Origin of the sequence: Streptomyces sp. NRRL B-1140, from assembly GCF_001280065.1 — a bacterium.
Lineage (GTDB): Bacteria > Actinomycetota > Actinomycetes > Streptomycetales > Streptomycetaceae > Streptomyces.
The window spans coordinates 26,635-40,894 of sequence record NZ_LGEA01000109.1 but is presented as its reverse complement, the minus strand read 5'-3'; the positions used below and the strand labels follow the sequence as shown (position 1 = coordinate 40,894).

The following is a 14,260-nucleotide window of genomic DNA, read 5'->3' as shown; positions in this document are numbered from 1 at the left end:
CGGGGCCTCCTGGGGGGTGGGGAAGGGGGACCGGCCCACCAACCTAGGGGAACTTCCCCGCCGCGCGGGGCTGTCGCCCCGCCCGGCTCCTGCCTGCCGTGGGGTTTCGGCCACGGCCGGCCGTGCTAGATCCCGCGGGAGGCGAAACCGCCCAACTCCCCGCCGCCCTCGTGCCCGTGGCGCTGGGTGACCAGCCAGAACGACCACGCCAGGGACCACATCAGCAGCCCGGCGGCGATCGGCGTACCGAACATGATCAGCAGCCCGGCCCCGATGTTCGCTCCGATGCCCCCCGCGGTCAGGATCCGCCAGCCGACACCGGCCATGAGCCCGAGTGCCACCAGCGGCCCGAGCACCCCCCACCACCGCTGGTCCATCGCCCCGCGCAGCGAGGCCCGCACGAGCACCGCCGCACCGGCCACCACCAGCACCAGTGCGAGCCCACCGGCGACCGCGGCCACGCCGTCCCCGATGTCCCACGGCTGGAACGCGTAGTCGAGCTCACTGGCCGGCAGCCCGTCGTGGTTCTGCTGCCCCATCAGTCCCCAGGCGGCCACTGGCACACCACCGGCAAGAGCGGCTCCGGCCGCCACGATTCCCCGTTTCCTCATACAGCCAGGATCGCCGGACGCCGCGGAACCGTCATGAGCACGCGTACTCAAGTACGTCGCACACCGGTGCGGGTGGCGCGACGACGCGGCCGCCGTCGCGCCGTGCGCTCACGTCGGGGCCACAGCACGGCCCGTCTGTGGGGAGATCGTTCCCGCACACAGGCCTCGGGACGCAAGGCCCTGGGCGATGCGGGGGATGGCGGCCACGGTGTTGGCGGGACCGTCGTGCATCAGGATGATCTGGCCGTTGGTGAGGCGGGCGGCGGACTGGACGATCGCGTCGGTGCTCGCGCCGTTCCAGTCCTGTGAGTCGACGTGCCAGATGATCTCGGTCAGGCCGTACCGCGCCGCGACCGACTTCACCGTCGCGTTGGTCTCGCCGTACGGAGGGCGGAACAGCTTCGGCGTACCGCCTCCCGCGTTGGCGACGGCCTGCTGGGTGCGGGAGATCTCCGAGTCGATCTGTGCCTGGCTCAGCCGGGTCAGGTGCGGGTGGGTGTAGCTGTGGTTGCCGACCCACATTCCGGCGGCCACCTGCGCCCGTACCAGGGACGGGTTGGCCGCCGCGGACTGGCCCACGTTGAACATCGTGGCCCGCAGCCCGTTCCGGCGGAGCGCGTCGAGCAGCTTCGTCGTGTTGCCGGACGGGCCGTCGTCGAAGGTGAGCCCGACGTAGCCGGTGCAGGCGGCGGGCCGCACCGGTTCGGCGGCGGAGGCCGTGACGGTCGTGAGGGTGAGGGCCGCGGCCACCGCCGTCACGACCGCCACGGCCGGCACGGGCCTCGTCCTCACGACCCGACCCTGATGCTGGAGTTGCCGCTGCTCCGGTAGCCCTCGGTCGCCATGATCATGTAGTACTTGAAGTTGCCCAGGGGCATCCCGGCCCGGGCCCAGGCGTCGAAGTGGTTGCCGGCCGTGATGGTGCCGCCCGTCCGCCTCGACTGCCGCACGCTCCAGTACTGGTCGAAGGTACGGACGCCCTCGACGGACGGGGCGTTGTACCGCGTCGTCTTGTAGATGTCGTACGTGCCGCCGTCGCTGGTCACCGTGCCCTTGTAAGTACCGGTGGGCCGGTAGGTGCCCCAGTTGTCGACGATGTAGTACTCGACGAGCGGGTTGGCCGTCCAGCCGTAGAGGGTCAGGTAGGCGTTGCCGGACGGGTTGAACGAGCCCGAGTAGGTCACGGTGCGGCGGGCGCCGTTGCTCCAGCCCTTCCCAGCCACGAAGTTACCGGTGTTGCGCCATGAGGTGCTGTAACTGCCGCCGGAGGACAGGGTCATGGAGACCGTGCCGGGCGCGTCCGTCCAGAACGAGTAGTAGTAACCGTTGTTGGTGCCTGTCTGGTTGCTGGTGACGACGGTGTCGGCGTGCGCGGTGCCCGGCATGGTGAGCGCCGCGGCCGCGACCAGCAGCATGGTGCAGGTACTGCTGATGAGCAGCCGGAAGCGGCCTGGTGACTTCTTCATGGGGGTGCTTCCTCCTCGTCCGAGTGGGGTGGGTCGACGGGGGAGCTGTGTCATCGGGGAGTGTTGGCCGGACCCTTCCAACTGTCAATGGTTTCGACGTTGATTGCGAAAGGTTCGCGACACCGCGGATGAGTGCTGCTCTGAATTATCGCTGCTCATTGAGGGGTTGTGGCCGCGACGAGTTCGTCTCCATCCTTGAGCAGCCCTGTCGGTACCGAACCCTGAATCCCACTCTTCGAATGTTTCGAAGGGGTTGAGGGGTCATTCCGACGTCACGCCGGGGCCGGCCCCGGTACGCTCCGGGAGTGACCTCGACGTCCGCCGCGACACCCGCCACTCCGTCCGACAAGGGCGCCGAGTGCCTCGCCCTCACCCGCAGTCTGCGCCGCCGAGGCGTGCTGGTGCTCTCCGTGTTCGCCCTGCTGTGGGCCGTGGCGGCGGCCTCCGGGACCGGCTCGGCGACGGATGCCGTGCCGCTCTGCATCGAGGTGGCGGCGCTGCTGCTCACCGCGGCGGCGATCCGCCTGGGGTACCGCAAGGGAGCCGCACCCTCGCCCCGGACGGTCAACCTGCCCGCCAACTGGGCGCGTGGCGTGGGGATCGTCAACACCGTCGAGCTGGTGGCGGTCTTCGCGGTCATCGCCGCGTCCAACGCCGCGGACCGGCCCGAGGCCGTCCCCGCGGGCATCGCCCTCGTCGTGGGCCTGCACTTCTTCCCGCTCGCCCGCCTGTACGACCAGTGGCAGTACCGATGGACGGCGTCGCTGCTGACGGCCGTCGCGGTCGCCGGGTTCGTCCTCGTCGCGGCCGGCCTCGCGAGCGAGACCGTGCGGATCGTGGTGGGCCTGGGCTGCGCGCTGGTGTTGTGGGCCTCCTCGTACCACCTGGCGCTGCGCGGTTAGGTTCGGTCCACGGGCCTACTCGGCCGCGTAGGCCCCCGTCAGGTAGTCCAGCTCGGGACTGGGCGGCCCGCAGTGGAGGATCGCGTCCACCGCCGGCCACACCTCGACCGGCACGGGATAGCAGTGGATCATCCAGGGATCGTCGGCATCCGGCGTGATCACCTCCCGCAACAGCAGGAGCTGTTCACGGCTGATGGGGTGCTCGACCCGCAAGCTGTCGTCCGCCTTGCTGAAACCCTCCAGGACCCAGACGGCGTCGGGTGCTTCCGGAAGCGTTTCCTGGTGCTCTGGTGCTGTGCCGGGCCGTTGCCCAGGGGTCTGTGTCATGAGAGCGGCCCGAGACGGGCTTTGAGGAGGCAGAACTCACCCTCGGGGTCCATGAGAACGTGCCACGGCTCCTCGCCGGTCTGGCCGATGTCGGCCGGGCGCGCCCCGAGCCTCAGGAGGCGTTCGAGCTCGGCGTCCTGGTCGCGGTCGGTGGCGTTGACGTCGATGTGCAGCCGGGACTTCCCCGACTCCGGCTCGTGACCGGGATTGAGGACGATCGTCGGGTGCGGGCCGCCGAACCCTTCGCGCGGCCCGATCTCGACGGATCCGTCGTCCTCGCGGTCGAGTACGACGAAGTCCAGGACCTCGCACCAGAACCGTGCCAGCAGCTCCGGATCGCGGCAGCCGAGCACGAGCTCACTGATACGACATGCCATGGACGCAACCCACTCTCGGTGTCGGAACGGCCGGTTCATCGCGCGCGGAGCTCTCGAGCAGCCCGCGGCGGGAAGGCGCTCGCGACCGTACCGGGCGAGGAGAGCCGGTGCGATTGATTTTCGGTACGTTCCCCGAGCCCCGGTGCGGACCTGCCGCCTGCCGGGGAAGTGGCGGCGGCCGGGCGGCCGGGTGAGCGGCGACATGGACTGGCTCTGGGTACGGCTGCTGGACGTCCCGGGTGCGCTGAGCGCGCGTGGCTGGTTCACCGACGGCGAGCTCGTCCTCGACGTCCACGACCCCTTCCTCGGCGAGCGCGACCGCTACCTGCTGACCGTCCGCGACGGCAAGGCCGACTGCGCCCCGACCGACCGGAAGCCCGACCTCTCGCTCGACATCCGCGATCTGGGCTCGGTCTACCTGGGCGGCACCGCCCCGAGCACGCTCGTGCGCGCCGGACACGTCAGGGCCCACCACCCGGACGCGGCCACCCTCGCCGACACGCTGTTCCGGGCCGAGTCCTCCCCGCACTGCCTGCACTGGTTCTGACGCCGCCTCACGGACGTCAGCGGTCGTCGGGGCAGCGCTCCGCGAGAACTTCGACGAGGGCCGTGGCGACGAGGGCGACATCGCCGTCGTCGTCGTGGGTCAGTTGGCGCAGGGCCTTCCGCGCGGTGGGTCCCGCGAGCTCGACCAGCGCCTGGGCGAGGCGGATCCGTGTCGCGGAGTCCGCGGTGGGGGCGGCCAGTTCGTCCACCAGGGCGGTCGTGATCAGGTCCGTGCACCCGGGGTCCAGGGACAGAGTTCCCAGAACCTCCGTCGCGTCCACGTCGTTGGAGCCCTCCACCACCATGCCGACGAGCGTGGGCACGGCAGCGACCACGCCCTGCCTGCCCAGCGCCAGAGCAGCGTGCCTGCGCACTGTCGTGTCCGGGTCCCCGAGAGCGTGCGCGAGCGCCTCGACGGCCCCCGGAGCCTCGGGCATCCCGGCGATCGCCAGCACCGCACGCCGCCGGACACCGGCGTCCTGCGAGTGCGTGCCGGCACGCAGCGTCGCCACGCCGCCGCCGGATCGGGCGAGCGCCCAGCGCAGGGCGCCCGCGACGTGCGGGTCGGATTCGGTCAGAACCGCCTCGGCCAGCAGTTCGGCGGGGACCGACACGTTCTCCGGCGGGGCCAGGACGGCCTGTTGTCTGCGCGCGGCACTGGTGGAATCGAGTTCCCGCAGGAGTTCGACGATGCGCAGCACTCCCTGCCAGTCGGTGGGCGTCGACGCGTCGATCGCACGGAGCCGCTCGAGCAGCTCCTTCTCCCGTGCCAGGCGGTCCTCCGTCTGCCGGATGAGGTCACTGACCAGGGCGGACGGGGTGAAGGCCGGGTCCTCCAGCGCGCGCCCGATCTGCTTGAGCGAGAGCCCGAGGGACCGCAGGCTCTCCACGTGGAAGATCCTGCGGACATCCTCGGCGGAGTACTCGCGGTAGCCGCCGACCGTGCGCCCCGTGGGCCGCACCAGCCCCAGGGCGTCGTAGTGCCGGAGCATCCGGGCGCTCACCCCGGAGCGGCGGGCCACATCGCCGATCAGCAATCCGCCCCCTCCTCCTCTGCGGCCTCCCTCGGCCGGGCCGTCTCCGCGGGCTCGCCCGTCTCCGAGGTTCCGGTGGCTGCCGACGCGGTCACGGCAGCAGCTCGTTCCGCGCCGAGGGCGACGACGCGCTTCGCCTCGTCGAGGGCCTCGTCGAAACCGGTCTCCGGGTGCTGCCGGAGCAGTTCGGTGGCACGGGCGTGCGCGGCCACCGCCGGGTCGGAACTCTCCGCGGCCCTCTGCAGGAAGGGCTCGGTGACGTCACCCAGGTCGACCAGGGCCCGGCTCAGACTCAGCCGCACATCGCGGTCGCCACGGCCGAGCTGCAGGACCAGATCGGCTGCCAGGTCCCTCTCCTCGCCCTCGGGCACCAGGACGACCGCGACGCGCCACGCGGTCCGCGCGACCTCGTCGTCGGCGTCCCGCAGCATGTCGCGGGTGATCCATGCCCACGTGCTCTTGTCGCCGACCTTGGAGAGTGTGTGCAGTGCCTGGCTGCGCGCCCGGGGCCGCTCGGAGTCGAGCTCCCGGCGGATCCGGGGCAGGGTGGCCTCCGGTGGGAGACGGGTCAGCGCCCAGGACAGCATGTCCCGTACGAAGAAGTCGGGTTCGGCCGCGCACCGTTCGACGAGTGTCTCCAGGAACGCGGGATCGGGCTTCGAGCCGGCCGCCAGGGCCGCCCGGAGCCGGACCGACGAGTCGTCAGCGCTCAGGGCGTCGGTCACACGGGTGTTCTGCGGGGTCGCGTCGGTCGTGTTGATCGGGACCACCTCCTGCGCCCAAGTGAAGACCTTCTCACCGTGTCAGGGTCAAGCGCGGGACCGGCGACCGACGTCCGGGCCCGCCACCCGGGTTCCGGCCACGGAGCAGCCCGTGACCGGAACCCGGAGGTCAGCCCCCGCTACGGCCGGGGCGCCCGCTCCGGCTGCCCCTGCCGGCGAAGTGGCCGCAGGCGGCTAGTTCCGGTACCGGAACACGATCCGCCCGCGCGTCAGGTCGTACGGAGGGAGCTCCAGCAGCACCCGGTCCTCCAGCATGATCTTGATGTAGTTCTTGCGGATCTTCCCGCTGACGTGCGCCAGCACCCGGTGGCCGTTCTCCAGCTCCACGGTGAACATGGCGCTGCGCAGGCACTCGACGACCCTGCCCTCGACCTCGATGACGTTCTTGTTCCTCGTCATCGCACCAGCTCCAGGTTGCTGCTCACCGGCCGTGCGCCGGCGCCCTCGAACAGGGCCGTGGCCGCGTGGCCGGATTCGTGGACCTCGGTCCAGGCCGTGGTGTACCCGGAGCGGTGCGCCGTCACCAGCGCATGGGCCAGCAGGGCCCGCGCGATGCCGCGGCGCCGCTCGCCCGCCCGGACCGCGACCAGCCCGATGCGCGGCCGGATCGCCGTGACCACCCGGATCAGCCCCAGGTAGCGGTCCGGCGCCGCCGCCACCGCGTACTTCGACGGGTCGACGACGGTGTCGCCCTCGGTGCGGGGCACCACCTCGGCTGGCATCGACTGCCACCAACCGGCAGTCGCCTCGACCTCGTCCCGGATCGCGCGGTCCACCTCCCGCAGCAGATTCTCGTCCGCCTGCCCGGCGGGCACGATCGTCACGCCCGGGGGCGGCAGGACCCCTTCGAGCCCGGTGACCCGCGGGTCGGTCGGTACGGCGTACTCCCACTCGCGGCGCCGGACCGTGAAACCGGCCCGCCGCCAGCCGGCCGTCAGCTCGGCGTCCGCTTCGTCGACCACCGTGTACAGCGGCGCCGGCAGGTGCGCCACCATCATCTCGGCGAGCCGGTCGAAGGCGACGTCGTGCCAGGCGTCGATGCTGACGAACAGGCGTCCGTCGGGCCGGCGGAGCGCATGCCCGCGACCGACCACCAGGTCGTCTTCCAGTGCGTGCCATTGCCGGTCCGCGACGCGCGTGACGAGCACCGCGTTCTCGCTCAGGCCGGAGGCGAAAGGTTGTGTGTCCATCGGAGTCTCCCTCCAGGAGTGCCTCGATCTCAGGCGCTCCTGGCGACACCGAACGTCAGCCGCCGGACCGTGACGGGTTGAGGGAGCACCCACGGGTAACTGCGTTCACGGGGCTCACCTCCCTACGGCGACTTCACGGTCCGACCGGGACCGTAGCAGCGGCTCGCCGCCGCGCTCAAAGCCTTTTTCCGACCACCCGGACGGTCGGGGGGCGGCTGATCGAACCAGCCGCCCCCCGACCCGCTCAGGCCGGCTTACGGAATGTAGCCGTAGTCCAACTGACCGGCCAGCCTCGTCCGGTCGTCCTTCAGGGACAGCACGAGCGTGCGGGCGAGGGTGCCGCCGAAGCGGGTCCCGCCGTCAGCCGTGGGGACCGTGTCGATGAAGCTCTCCACCAGTCCGTTGGGCATCACGTAGTGCGAGTACTGCTGTGTGGGGGCGTCCTCGGGGTTGCCCAGGACCAGCGCGCTGCCGTTGAGCGGCCGGTAGTCGCTGCGCAGCCCCGGGCCGACGAACCCGTAGAGGCCGTCCCAGCCGCTCAGTCCCGGCGCGAACGTGAACTTGTGACTGATCGTGAACAGGTAGTACTTGCCGCCGCGGATGATCAGATGCGGCCGTTCGGTCTGCTGGTTCACGCAGTTGGCCGAGAGCAGCGGGGGCTGGAGCTTCCAGTTGTCCAAGCTGTCGCCGTCGGCCGTGGCCAGCCCGATGTTGCCCGTGTAGTACCTCGAGTCCGCCGGCACGTCGTGGCCGGCCGGGAGGTCACCCAGATCACGCTTGGTGCACTGGTACGAGCCCGCGGTACCGCCCGTGTTGCCCTCGAACAGCAGGTGGACCTTGCGGTCCCGCGGGTCGCGGAAGACGTACGGGTCGCGGAAGGCGTAGATGATCGGGCCTTGTTGCGACTGTTCGAGGGTCTGGTACATCTTGCCGTCGGCCTCGGCGATGATGCGGTGGTCCCGGAAGCCGGAGAACCACACGCGGTTCTTGTCCGCGTGGATCTTGCCGGTCGCCTGCGCCAGGCGCTGCAGCGCGTCGCTGGGGTCGACCCCGCCGTTGTCGCGCCCGGAGGCGGTGTAGAAGGACTGCACCTTGTCGCCGATGAGCGCCGTCGAGCCGGCCCACTCACGTGAGCCGAACGAGGTGCCGGCCGGGAACAGGTCGCCGCCGTACTTCCAGCTCTTGGCGTCACGCGAGTAGAAGTAGCCGATCTTCGCGTACCAGTGGCGGTCACCGAAGGGCACCGAGCGCGGGGCCGTCAGCGAGAAGATGACGTGCCAGCCCTTGTAGGTGGCGGTCTGCGTGTTGAGCTTGGTGAGCGGCCAGGTGTCCCACACCCACACCTTGTCGGTCATCACCGGGAAGTCGGGTGACACGCGAGGGGCGGTGTTGGTGCTGTCCTGCTTGAGTTTCAGGGCGTCCGCGCGGGACCAGACGGCTGTGTGGTCGTCGTCGGCGGTGTACTGCCGTGTGTCCGTCCTGGACACCTCGTGGGGGGAGGCGGAAGCGGGAGTGATGATGCCGCTCAGCGTCGCGAAGGCTGCCAGACCCGTCGCCAGCCGGAGCACCGCTCGTCTTGCTCTGTACATACGTCACCCTTGGGGGGAAGAGGGAACGAATGGAAGCTGTGGAGCCGGTTCCATCGCTGACGCTACCTCAGGTTTGCGGGAAAAGGGTGAACTTGTGAGGTGAAGATTTACGTACGAGCGGTGATCGGTTTCGCGCCATGGAAGTTGATGGAAACCGATCCAGCGTCCTCCGCGCAGTGCGGATCAGGCTCCGGCGGCGGCCGTCGTGTGCCGGCGCACGAGCTCCAGTTCCAGCCTCTGCTCGACGGGCTCGCCGAGGGGCCGGCCGATGCGTTCCAGCAGCAGACGCGCGGCGATCCCGCCGCTGGTGCGCAGGGGCTGGCGTACCGTGGTCAGCCCGACGTAGGCCGCCACGTCGAGGTCGTCGAAGCCGACCACGGACAGCTCCCGGGGGACTCGCACGCCTGCCGAGCTCGCCGCTTCGATCACCCCGAGCGCCCGGGTGTCGGACGCGGTGACGATCGCGCTCGGGGGCTCCGGAAGGGCCAGCAACTCGTCGGTGAGGCGGTGCGCCACCGCGCGGCCGTGCGGTCCGACGCGGACGTACCGCTCCTCCAGCGCCAGGCCGTACGCCTTGAGCGCCAGCTCGCAGCCCTCGCGCCGACGGGCGCTCGCGCTGAAACGGAAACGATCGTCGGCGACGTCGCCCATGAACGCGATGCGGCGATGGCCGAGTTGCAGCAGATGGCGCGTCGCCAGCATGCCGCCGCGCACGTCGTCGATCACCACGCGCGGCAGGTCCGGGTGCTCACAGTCCAGCAGCACCGCGGGCAGACCGGCCCGCGCCAGCTGCTCCGCTTCGTCGTCGGTGGGCGCGAGCGAGATCGCCAGCAGCCCGTCGAAGCGGTCCCCGGCCGCCACCGCCCGGTACTGCTGATCACGCTGGTCCGGCGAGGCCACGTCGAGCAGAGTGAGGTCGTGGTCGCTGCCGTGCAGCACGTGCGAGATGCCGCGCAGCCGCTCGACGACGGACGGTTCGGTGGCGAAGGGCGCGATGACGGCGATGCTCTGGGTGCGTCCCGTGGACAGCGCGCGAGCGCGCCGGTTGGGCCGGTAGTCCAGGTCCCGGATCACCCGCAGCACCCGCTCGCGGGTGTCCTCGCTGACGTTCCGGCTGTCGTTCAGGACGCGCGAAACCGTGCCGACGCCCACCCCGGCCCGGGCCGCGACATCGCCGATGGTCGCCCGTTCTCCCACGGCCGTACAGTACCCGAACCCGCGGAAGTAGCTGCCCTGCACACATTTCCGGTCGCCCGGTGCCGGCCGGCCCCTCAACTGCTCTTCCGTCCGGGGCCGCACCGCTCGCGGGCGGCGTTTCGGCCCGTCGGCGACCGTCGCCTCAGACGCGTTGCTCCCCCGACCCACGGACGACCAGCCGGGTGGGCACGGTGATCGTGCGGGCCCGGGAGCGGTCGCCGTCGAGCCGGGCCAGCGCGGTGGTCGCGGCGCTGCGGCCGATGTCCTCGGGGGACTGGGCGACGACCGTGAGGGCCGGTTCCAGCGCTTCGGCGAGGGCCACGTCGTCGAAGGCCACGACCGCCACGTGCTTGCGTTTGCTGCGGGCGAGTTCGGCGACGATGCCGAGCGCCATGATGTTGTTCCCGGCGAACAGGGCCGTGGGGGGATCGGGCAGATCGAGGAGCCGCGCCGTCACCGCCTCCGCCCCCTGCTGGTCGTGCGCGCTGACGACCAGCGCACGGTCGTAGGGGATGTCGGCTTCCCGCAGGGCGGCCCGGTATCCGGCGTGCCGTTCGCGGCGGGTGTACAGCTTGACGGGCAGGTCGCCGACGAACCCGATGCGGCGGTGCCCGTGGGCGATCAGGTGGGCCACGCCCTCCTGGGCTCCCGCACGGTTGGAGCTGACGACGCTGTCCGTGGACAGGCCGACCCCCGGCCGGTCGAGGAAGACGACCGGCAGGCCCGCCGTACGGTGCGACTTGAGGTCGGAGTGGTCGGCGCCGACGGACGGCACGACGATCAGGATGCTGACGCGCCGGGCGAGGAACTGGGCCGTCAGGGCGCGTTCGCGCTCGGGGTCGTCCGCGGACGAGCCCATGAGCAGCGTCAGTCCGCGGTCCCGGACCGTGTCCTCGATCCCGCGGGCCACCGCTCCGAAGAAGGGGTTGCCCAGGTCGGGGATGACAAGCCCTATGGTCGTGTCGGGACCGCCGACGCGGATGTTGCGGGCCATGAGATTGGGCTGGAAACCCAACTCGGCCACCGCGGCCAGTACCTGCTCCCGCGTCCGGGCCGAGACGGGCCCGTCCTCGTTGAGGACCCGGGAGACCGTCTTGGCGCTGACACCCACCTCTCTGGCGACATCGGCCAGGGTGGGTCTGCGGCTCGCTGCCATGGAGTAAACCGTCTCCTGGATGCTCCCGGTTCCGGGCCGCGGCCTCGGCCGGAACGTGCGGGAGCGGGTTGCGCTGTCAGGTGGCCTGTACTCCGGCGGCCTTCGCGGCCTCGGAATCCGCTACGACAGTATCTCCGGCCTCGTCGACGGTGAGCGCGCCCGTCATGATGGCCACGACCTCCGCCATGGAGTAGTCGGACGGCTTGATCACGGCGGCGCGCCGGCCCAGCCGGTGGACGTGGATCCGGTCGGCGATCTCGAAGACGTGCGGCATGTTGTGGCTGATCAGGACGACCGGCATGCCCCTGTCGCGGACCCGGCGGATCAGGTCGAGGACCTGGCCGGACTCCTTGACGCCGAGGGCGGCGGTCGGTTCGTCCATGACGACGACGCTGCGGGCCCAGGCGACCGCGCGGGCCACCGCGACGGCCTGCCGCTGTCCGCCGGAAAGGGTCTCGACGGCCTGGGTCAGCGAGCGCAGACCGATCTTCAGGTCCGCCATGTGTTCGGCGGCCTCCTGGCGCATGCGCTTCTTGTCGAGCATGCGGAAGGCGGTGCCGAGGACGCCCGGGCGGCGCAGCTCGCGGCCGAGGAACATGTTCGAGGCGATGTCCATGGACGCCGCCACGGCGAGGTCCTGGTACACCGTCTCGATGCCGTGGGCGCGTGCGCTCTGCGGGCCGGAGAACTGGATCGGCTCGCCGTTCAGGCGGATCTCCCCCTCGTCCGGCACCACCGCGCCGGTGAGGGCCTTGATGAGGCTGGTCTTGCCCGCGCCGTTGTCGCCGATGACGGCGAGGACCTCACCGGGCATCAGGTCGAAGTCGGCGCCGTCGATGGCGGTGACCTGGCCGTAGCGCTTGACGAGACCGCGGGCCTGCAGCACGGGGGTCTCGGTGGTGGTCGTGGTCATCGGGCCTTCCTCCGGGAGATCTGGTCGACGGTCACCGCGAGGATCACCAGCACGCCGGTGATCAGCGTCTGGTAGATCGAGGCGACGCCCATCAGCTGGAGCCCGTTGCGGAAGACGCCGACGATGAGGACGCCGATGAACGTGCCCAGCACCGAGCCGCGTCCGCCGAAGAGGCTGGTGCCGCCGAGCACCACGGCGGTGATGCTGTCGAGGTTGTCGGTCTGCCCGGCCTGCGGATCGCCCACTCCGGTGCGGGAGATGAGCAGCAGGGCGGCGATGCCGTAGAGGAGACCGGCCACGGTGTAGACGCCGATGGTCAGCCGGGAGGTGCGGATGCCGTTCAGCCGCGCCGCCTCCGGGCTGTTGCCCAGCGCGTAGACGTGCCGGCCCCAGCCGGTGCTGCTCAGCGCGTAGGCGAGGAGGAGGAACAGGGCGATGGTGACCAGCGAGCCGTAGGTGATGTCGGTCTTGCCGAGCGGGAAGGTCTGCCCGAGGGCCGTCAGCGGGCCGGGCAGGTTGCTGACCGTCTGCTCCTCGGAGTAGATGTGCGTCAGCGCGAACGCCACGTTGAGCATGCCGAGGGTGACGATGAACGGCGGCAGCGGGATCTTCTGCACGAGCGCCCCGTTGAGCATGCCGAAGCCGCCGCAGACGACCAGGCCCAGCGCGATCGCGGCGAGCGGCGGCAGGCTGCCCTCGGCGGCCATCTTCGCGATCACGATGCTGCCGAACGCCATCACCGCTCCGCAGGACAGGTCGATGCCCGCGGTGAGGATGATGAGCGTCTGGCCGATGGCCAGCGTGCCGACGACCATGACCTGCTGGACGATCAGCGAGAAGTTCCCCCCGGTGAGGAACTGGTCGGTCGAGACGGAGAAGAAGACACAGGCCAGCAGGAGCGCGATCAGCGGGCCGGTGGTCGGCTGGGTGAGCACCCTGCGGACCGTGGTCGGCGCTTTGAGGTCGGAGTACGGCGTGGACGTGGAGGGTGGCGTGGACGTGGCAGTCATGCGAGGTCCTTGTCGAAGACAGAAGTCCTTGTCCGTCCCTTGCGGGAGGCAGGAGGACGAGGAGGCGGCCGTCCCGTTGGGGAGGAGGGGCCGGCCGCCCCGCCGAGGGGTGTCGAACGGTGGCAGGAGCCGGCGGCTCAGCCCCAGCAGTTGTCCAGGCCGTAGGCGGTGTCCTTGGAAGCGACCCCGTCCTGCGCCTTGTCGGTGATCAGGGTGACCCCGGTGTCGGTGTAACCCGACGCCTTCTTGCCGTCCTTGGCGTACGTCACGACGGCCTTGACGCCCTCGGCGGCCATCTTCAGCGGGTACTGCTGCGAGGTCGCGGCGATCTTGCCGTCCTTGACGGCCTTGGTGCCGGTGCAGCCGCCGTCGACGGAGACGATCAGGACGTCCTTCTCCCGGCCCTTGGCCTTGAGCGCGGTGTACGCGCCCAGCGCGGCGGGCTCGTTGATGGTGTAGACGACGTTGATGCCGGGTTCCTTCTGGAGGCAGTTCTCCATCGCCGTCTGGCCCTTGGACTGGTCGCCGCCGGTGTCCTGGGCACAGGCGACGTCCTTGTCGGTGGCGCCGAAGCCCTTGAGGAAACCGTTGTGGCGCTGGACGCCGACGGACACACCCGGCGCCAGGTCGAGGGCGGCTATCTTCGCCTTCTTCCCCTTCATCGCGGCCTTGGCGTACTCGCCGATCAGCTCGCCGGCCTTGAGGTTGTCGGTGGCGAAGAGGGCGTCGACCGCGCTCTGCGGCTCGGTCGGGGTGTCCAGGGCGATGACCAGGACGCCCTTGGCCTTGGCCTTCTCGATCGCGGGCACGATCGCCTTGGAGTCGCTCGGGGTGATCAGGATCCCCTTCACACCGGCGGCGACCATGTTCTCGATCGCGGTGACCTGCCCCGCGTTGTCACCGTCGAACTTGCCGGCCGCGGTCATGAGCTTGACGCCCTCGGCCTTCGCGGACTTCTCCGCGCCCTCCTTCATCTTGACGAAGAACGGGTTGGTGTCCGTCTTGGTGATCAGGCCGACCTTGACCTCGCCCGAGCCGGTGCTCGCGCTGCCCGAACCCGATCCGGATCCACAGGCTGTCAGGGTGAGGGCCGCGATGCCCGTGCACGCGGCGACTCGGAGCAGGGAGGAGGGGAGACGAGAGGTGCGTGACATGAACGG

Annotated in this window: 16 protein-coding genes and 1 pseudogene; 2 read left to right on the top strand and 15 right to left on the bottom strand. The window is 70.6% G+C overall.

The window, feature by feature from the left end; genetic code table 11:
- Positions 1–125: 125 nt before the first annotated feature.
- The 3 genes from ADK65_RS25185 to ADK65_RS25175 all read right to left on the bottom strand — a co-directional run bounded on the left by ADK65_RS25185 (position 126) and on the right by ADK65_RS25175 (position 2,077).
- Positions 126–611: a hypothetical protein gene (locus ADK65_RS25185; protein WP_159038819.1), complete on the bottom strand. Its 486-nt coding sequence runs from the start codon at positions 609–611 to the stop codon at positions 126–128.
- 108 nt (positions 612–719) lie between these two features.
- Positions 720–1,403: a polysaccharide deacetylase family protein gene (locus ADK65_RS25180; protein ID WP_078956129.1), complete on the bottom strand. Its 684-nt coding sequence runs from the start codon at positions 1,401–1,403 to the stop codon at positions 720–722.
- Positions 1,400–2,077 carry a glycoside hydrolase family 11 protein gene (locus ADK65_RS25175; protein ID WP_053672865.1) on the bottom strand — a complete coding sequence of 226 codons (678 nt, stop codon included), beginning with the start codon at positions 2,075–2,077 and terminating at the stop codon, positions 1,400–1,402. The genes ADK65_RS25180 and ADK65_RS25175 overlap by 4 nt, the downstream gene beginning before the upstream one ends.
- A 305-nt stretch (positions 2,078–2,382) precedes the next feature.
- Between ADK65_RS25175 and ADK65_RS25170 the strand changes: the two genes are divergently transcribed.
- Complete coding sequence (locus ADK65_RS25170) at positions 2,383–2,979, top strand: DUF7010 family protein (RefSeq protein WP_053672863.1); 597 nt, start codon at positions 2,383–2,385, stop codon at positions 2,977–2,979.
- Between the two features lie 15 nt (positions 2,980–2,994).
- On the opposite strand, the gene ADK65_RS25165 is transcribed toward ADK65_RS25170, so the two are convergent.
- Positions 2,995–3,306 carry a DUF7683 domain-containing protein gene (locus tag ADK65_RS25165; protein WP_053672862.1) on the bottom strand — a complete coding sequence of 104 codons (312 nt, stop codon included), beginning with the start codon at positions 3,304–3,306 and terminating at the stop codon, positions 2,995–2,997.
- Positions 3,303–3,683, bottom strand: coding sequence for a VOC family protein (locus tag ADK65_RS25160; protein ID WP_053672860.1), 381 nt, complete (start codon positions 3,681–3,683; stop codon positions 3,303–3,305). Before ADK65_RS25160 ends, ADK65_RS25165 begins: the two co-directional genes overlap by 4 nt.
- A gap of 184 nt (positions 3,684–3,867) precedes the next feature.
- Between ADK65_RS25160 and ADK65_RS25155 the strand changes: the two are divergent.
- Positions 3,868–4,230: pseudogene (locus ADK65_RS25155) on the top strand (sterol carrier protein domain-containing protein); the annotation flags it as partial.
- Positions 4,231–4,246: 16 nt separating this feature from the next.
- Here the strand turns inward: ADK65_RS25155 and ADK65_RS25150 are convergent.
- The 10 genes from ADK65_RS25150 to ADK65_RS25105 all read right to left on the bottom strand — a co-directional run bounded on the left by ADK65_RS25150 (position 4,247) and on the right by ADK65_RS25105 (position 14,254).
- Complete coding sequence (locus tag ADK65_RS25150) at positions 4,247–5,266, bottom strand: HEAT repeat domain-containing protein (RefSeq protein ID WP_053672856.1); 1,020 nt, start codon at positions 5,264–5,266, stop codon at positions 4,247–4,249.
- Entirely contained in the window at positions 5,260–6,033 is a 774-nt protein-coding gene (locus ADK65_RS25145; protein WP_053672854.1) for a HEAT repeat domain-containing protein, read from the bottom strand. The genes ADK65_RS25150 and ADK65_RS25145 overlap by 7 nt, the downstream gene beginning before the upstream one ends.
- A gap of 186 nt (positions 6,034–6,219) precedes the next feature.
- Positions 6,220–6,444, bottom strand: a complete 225-nt coding sequence (gene infA, locus ADK65_RS25140; RefSeq protein WP_053672852.1) for a translation initiation factor IF-1 — start codon at positions 6,442–6,444, stop codon at positions 6,220–6,222.
- The gene (locus ADK65_RS25135; RefSeq protein WP_053672850.1) at positions 6,441–7,235 is read right to left on the bottom strand and encodes a GNAT family N-acetyltransferase; all 795 of its coding nucleotides are present in this window, start codon (positions 7,233–7,235) and stop codon (positions 6,441–6,443) included. The genes infA and ADK65_RS25135 overlap by 4 nt, the downstream gene beginning before the upstream one ends.
- A 254-nt stretch (positions 7,236–7,489) precedes the next feature.
- Complete coding sequence (locus ADK65_RS25130; RefSeq protein ID WP_053672848.1) at positions 7,490–8,824, bottom strand: glycoside hydrolase family 68 protein; 1,335 nt, start codon at positions 8,822–8,824, stop codon at positions 7,490–7,492.
- Between the two features lie 183 nt (positions 8,825–9,007).
- The gene (locus ADK65_RS25125; protein WP_234352943.1) at positions 9,008–10,021 is read right to left on the bottom strand and encodes a LacI family DNA-binding transcriptional regulator; all 1,014 of its coding nucleotides are present in this window, start codon (positions 10,019–10,021) and stop codon (positions 9,008–9,010) included.
- 142 nt (positions 10,022–10,163) lie between these two features.
- The gene (locus ADK65_RS25120) at positions 10,164–11,177 is read right to left on the bottom strand and encodes a LacI family DNA-binding transcriptional regulator (RefSeq protein WP_053672844.1); all 1,014 of its coding nucleotides are present in this window, start codon (positions 11,175–11,177) and stop codon (positions 10,164–10,166) included.
- Positions 11,178–11,253: 76 nt separating this feature from the next.
- A complete protein-coding gene (locus ADK65_RS25115; protein ID WP_053672842.1) occupies positions 11,254–12,090 on the bottom strand; it encodes an ATP-binding cassette domain-containing protein in 837 nt (278 codons plus the stop codon).
- Positions 12,087–13,100, bottom strand: coding sequence for an ABC transporter permease (locus ADK65_RS25110; RefSeq protein ID WP_053672840.1), 1,014 nt, complete (start codon positions 13,098–13,100; stop codon positions 12,087–12,089). The genes ADK65_RS25115 and ADK65_RS25110 overlap by 4 nt, the downstream gene beginning before the upstream one ends.
- A 137-nt stretch (positions 13,101–13,237) precedes the next feature.
- The gene (locus ADK65_RS25105; RefSeq protein ID WP_053672838.1) at positions 13,238–14,254 is read right to left on the bottom strand and encodes a sugar ABC transporter substrate-binding protein; all 1,017 of its coding nucleotides are present in this window, start codon (positions 14,252–14,254) and stop codon (positions 13,238–13,240) included.
- Positions 14,255–14,260: the final 6 nt, after the last annotated feature.

Coding starts and splice junctions, on each gene's coding strand:
- ADK65_RS25105 (WP_053672838.1), bottom strand. CDS start 14,254: ATGTCACGCACCTCTCGTCTCCCCTCCTCCCTGCTCCGAGTCGCCGCG.
- ADK65_RS25130 (WP_053672848.1), bottom strand. CDS start 8,824: ATGTACAGAGCAAGACGAGCGGTGCTCCGGCTGGCGACGGGTCTGGCA.
- ADK65_RS25175 (WP_053672865.1), bottom strand. CDS start 2,077: ATGAAGAAGTCACCAGGCCGCTTCCGGCTGCTCATCAGCAGTACCTGC.
- ADK65_RS25160 (WP_053672860.1), bottom strand. CDS start 3,683: ATGGCATGTCGTATCAGTGAGCTCGTGCTCGGCTGCCGCGATCCGGAG.
- ADK65_RS25110 (WP_053672840.1), bottom strand. CDS start 13,100: ATGACTGCCACGTCCACGCCACCCTCCACGTCCACGCCGTACTCCGAC.
- ADK65_RS25185 (WP_159038819.1), bottom strand. CDS start 611: ATGAGGAAACGGGGAATCGTGGCGGCCGGAGCCGCTCTTGCCGGTGGT.
- infA (WP_053672852.1), bottom strand. CDS start 6,444: ATGACGAGGAACAAGAACGTCATCGAGGTCGAGGGCAGGGTCGTCGAG.
- ADK65_RS25120 (WP_053672844.1), bottom strand. CDS start 11,177: ATGGCAGCGAGCCGCAGACCCACCCTGGCCGATGTCGCCAGAGAGGTG.
- ADK65_RS25115 (WP_053672842.1), bottom strand. CDS start 12,090: ATGACCACGACCACCACCGAGACCCCCGTGCTGCAGGCCCGCGGTCTC.
- ADK65_RS25135 (WP_053672850.1), bottom strand. CDS start 7,235: ATGGACACACAACCTTTCGCCTCCGGCCTGAGCGAGAACGCGGTGCTC.
- ADK65_RS25165 (WP_053672862.1), bottom strand. CDS start 3,306: ATGACACAGACCCCTGGGCAACGGCCCGGCACAGCACCAGAGCACCAG.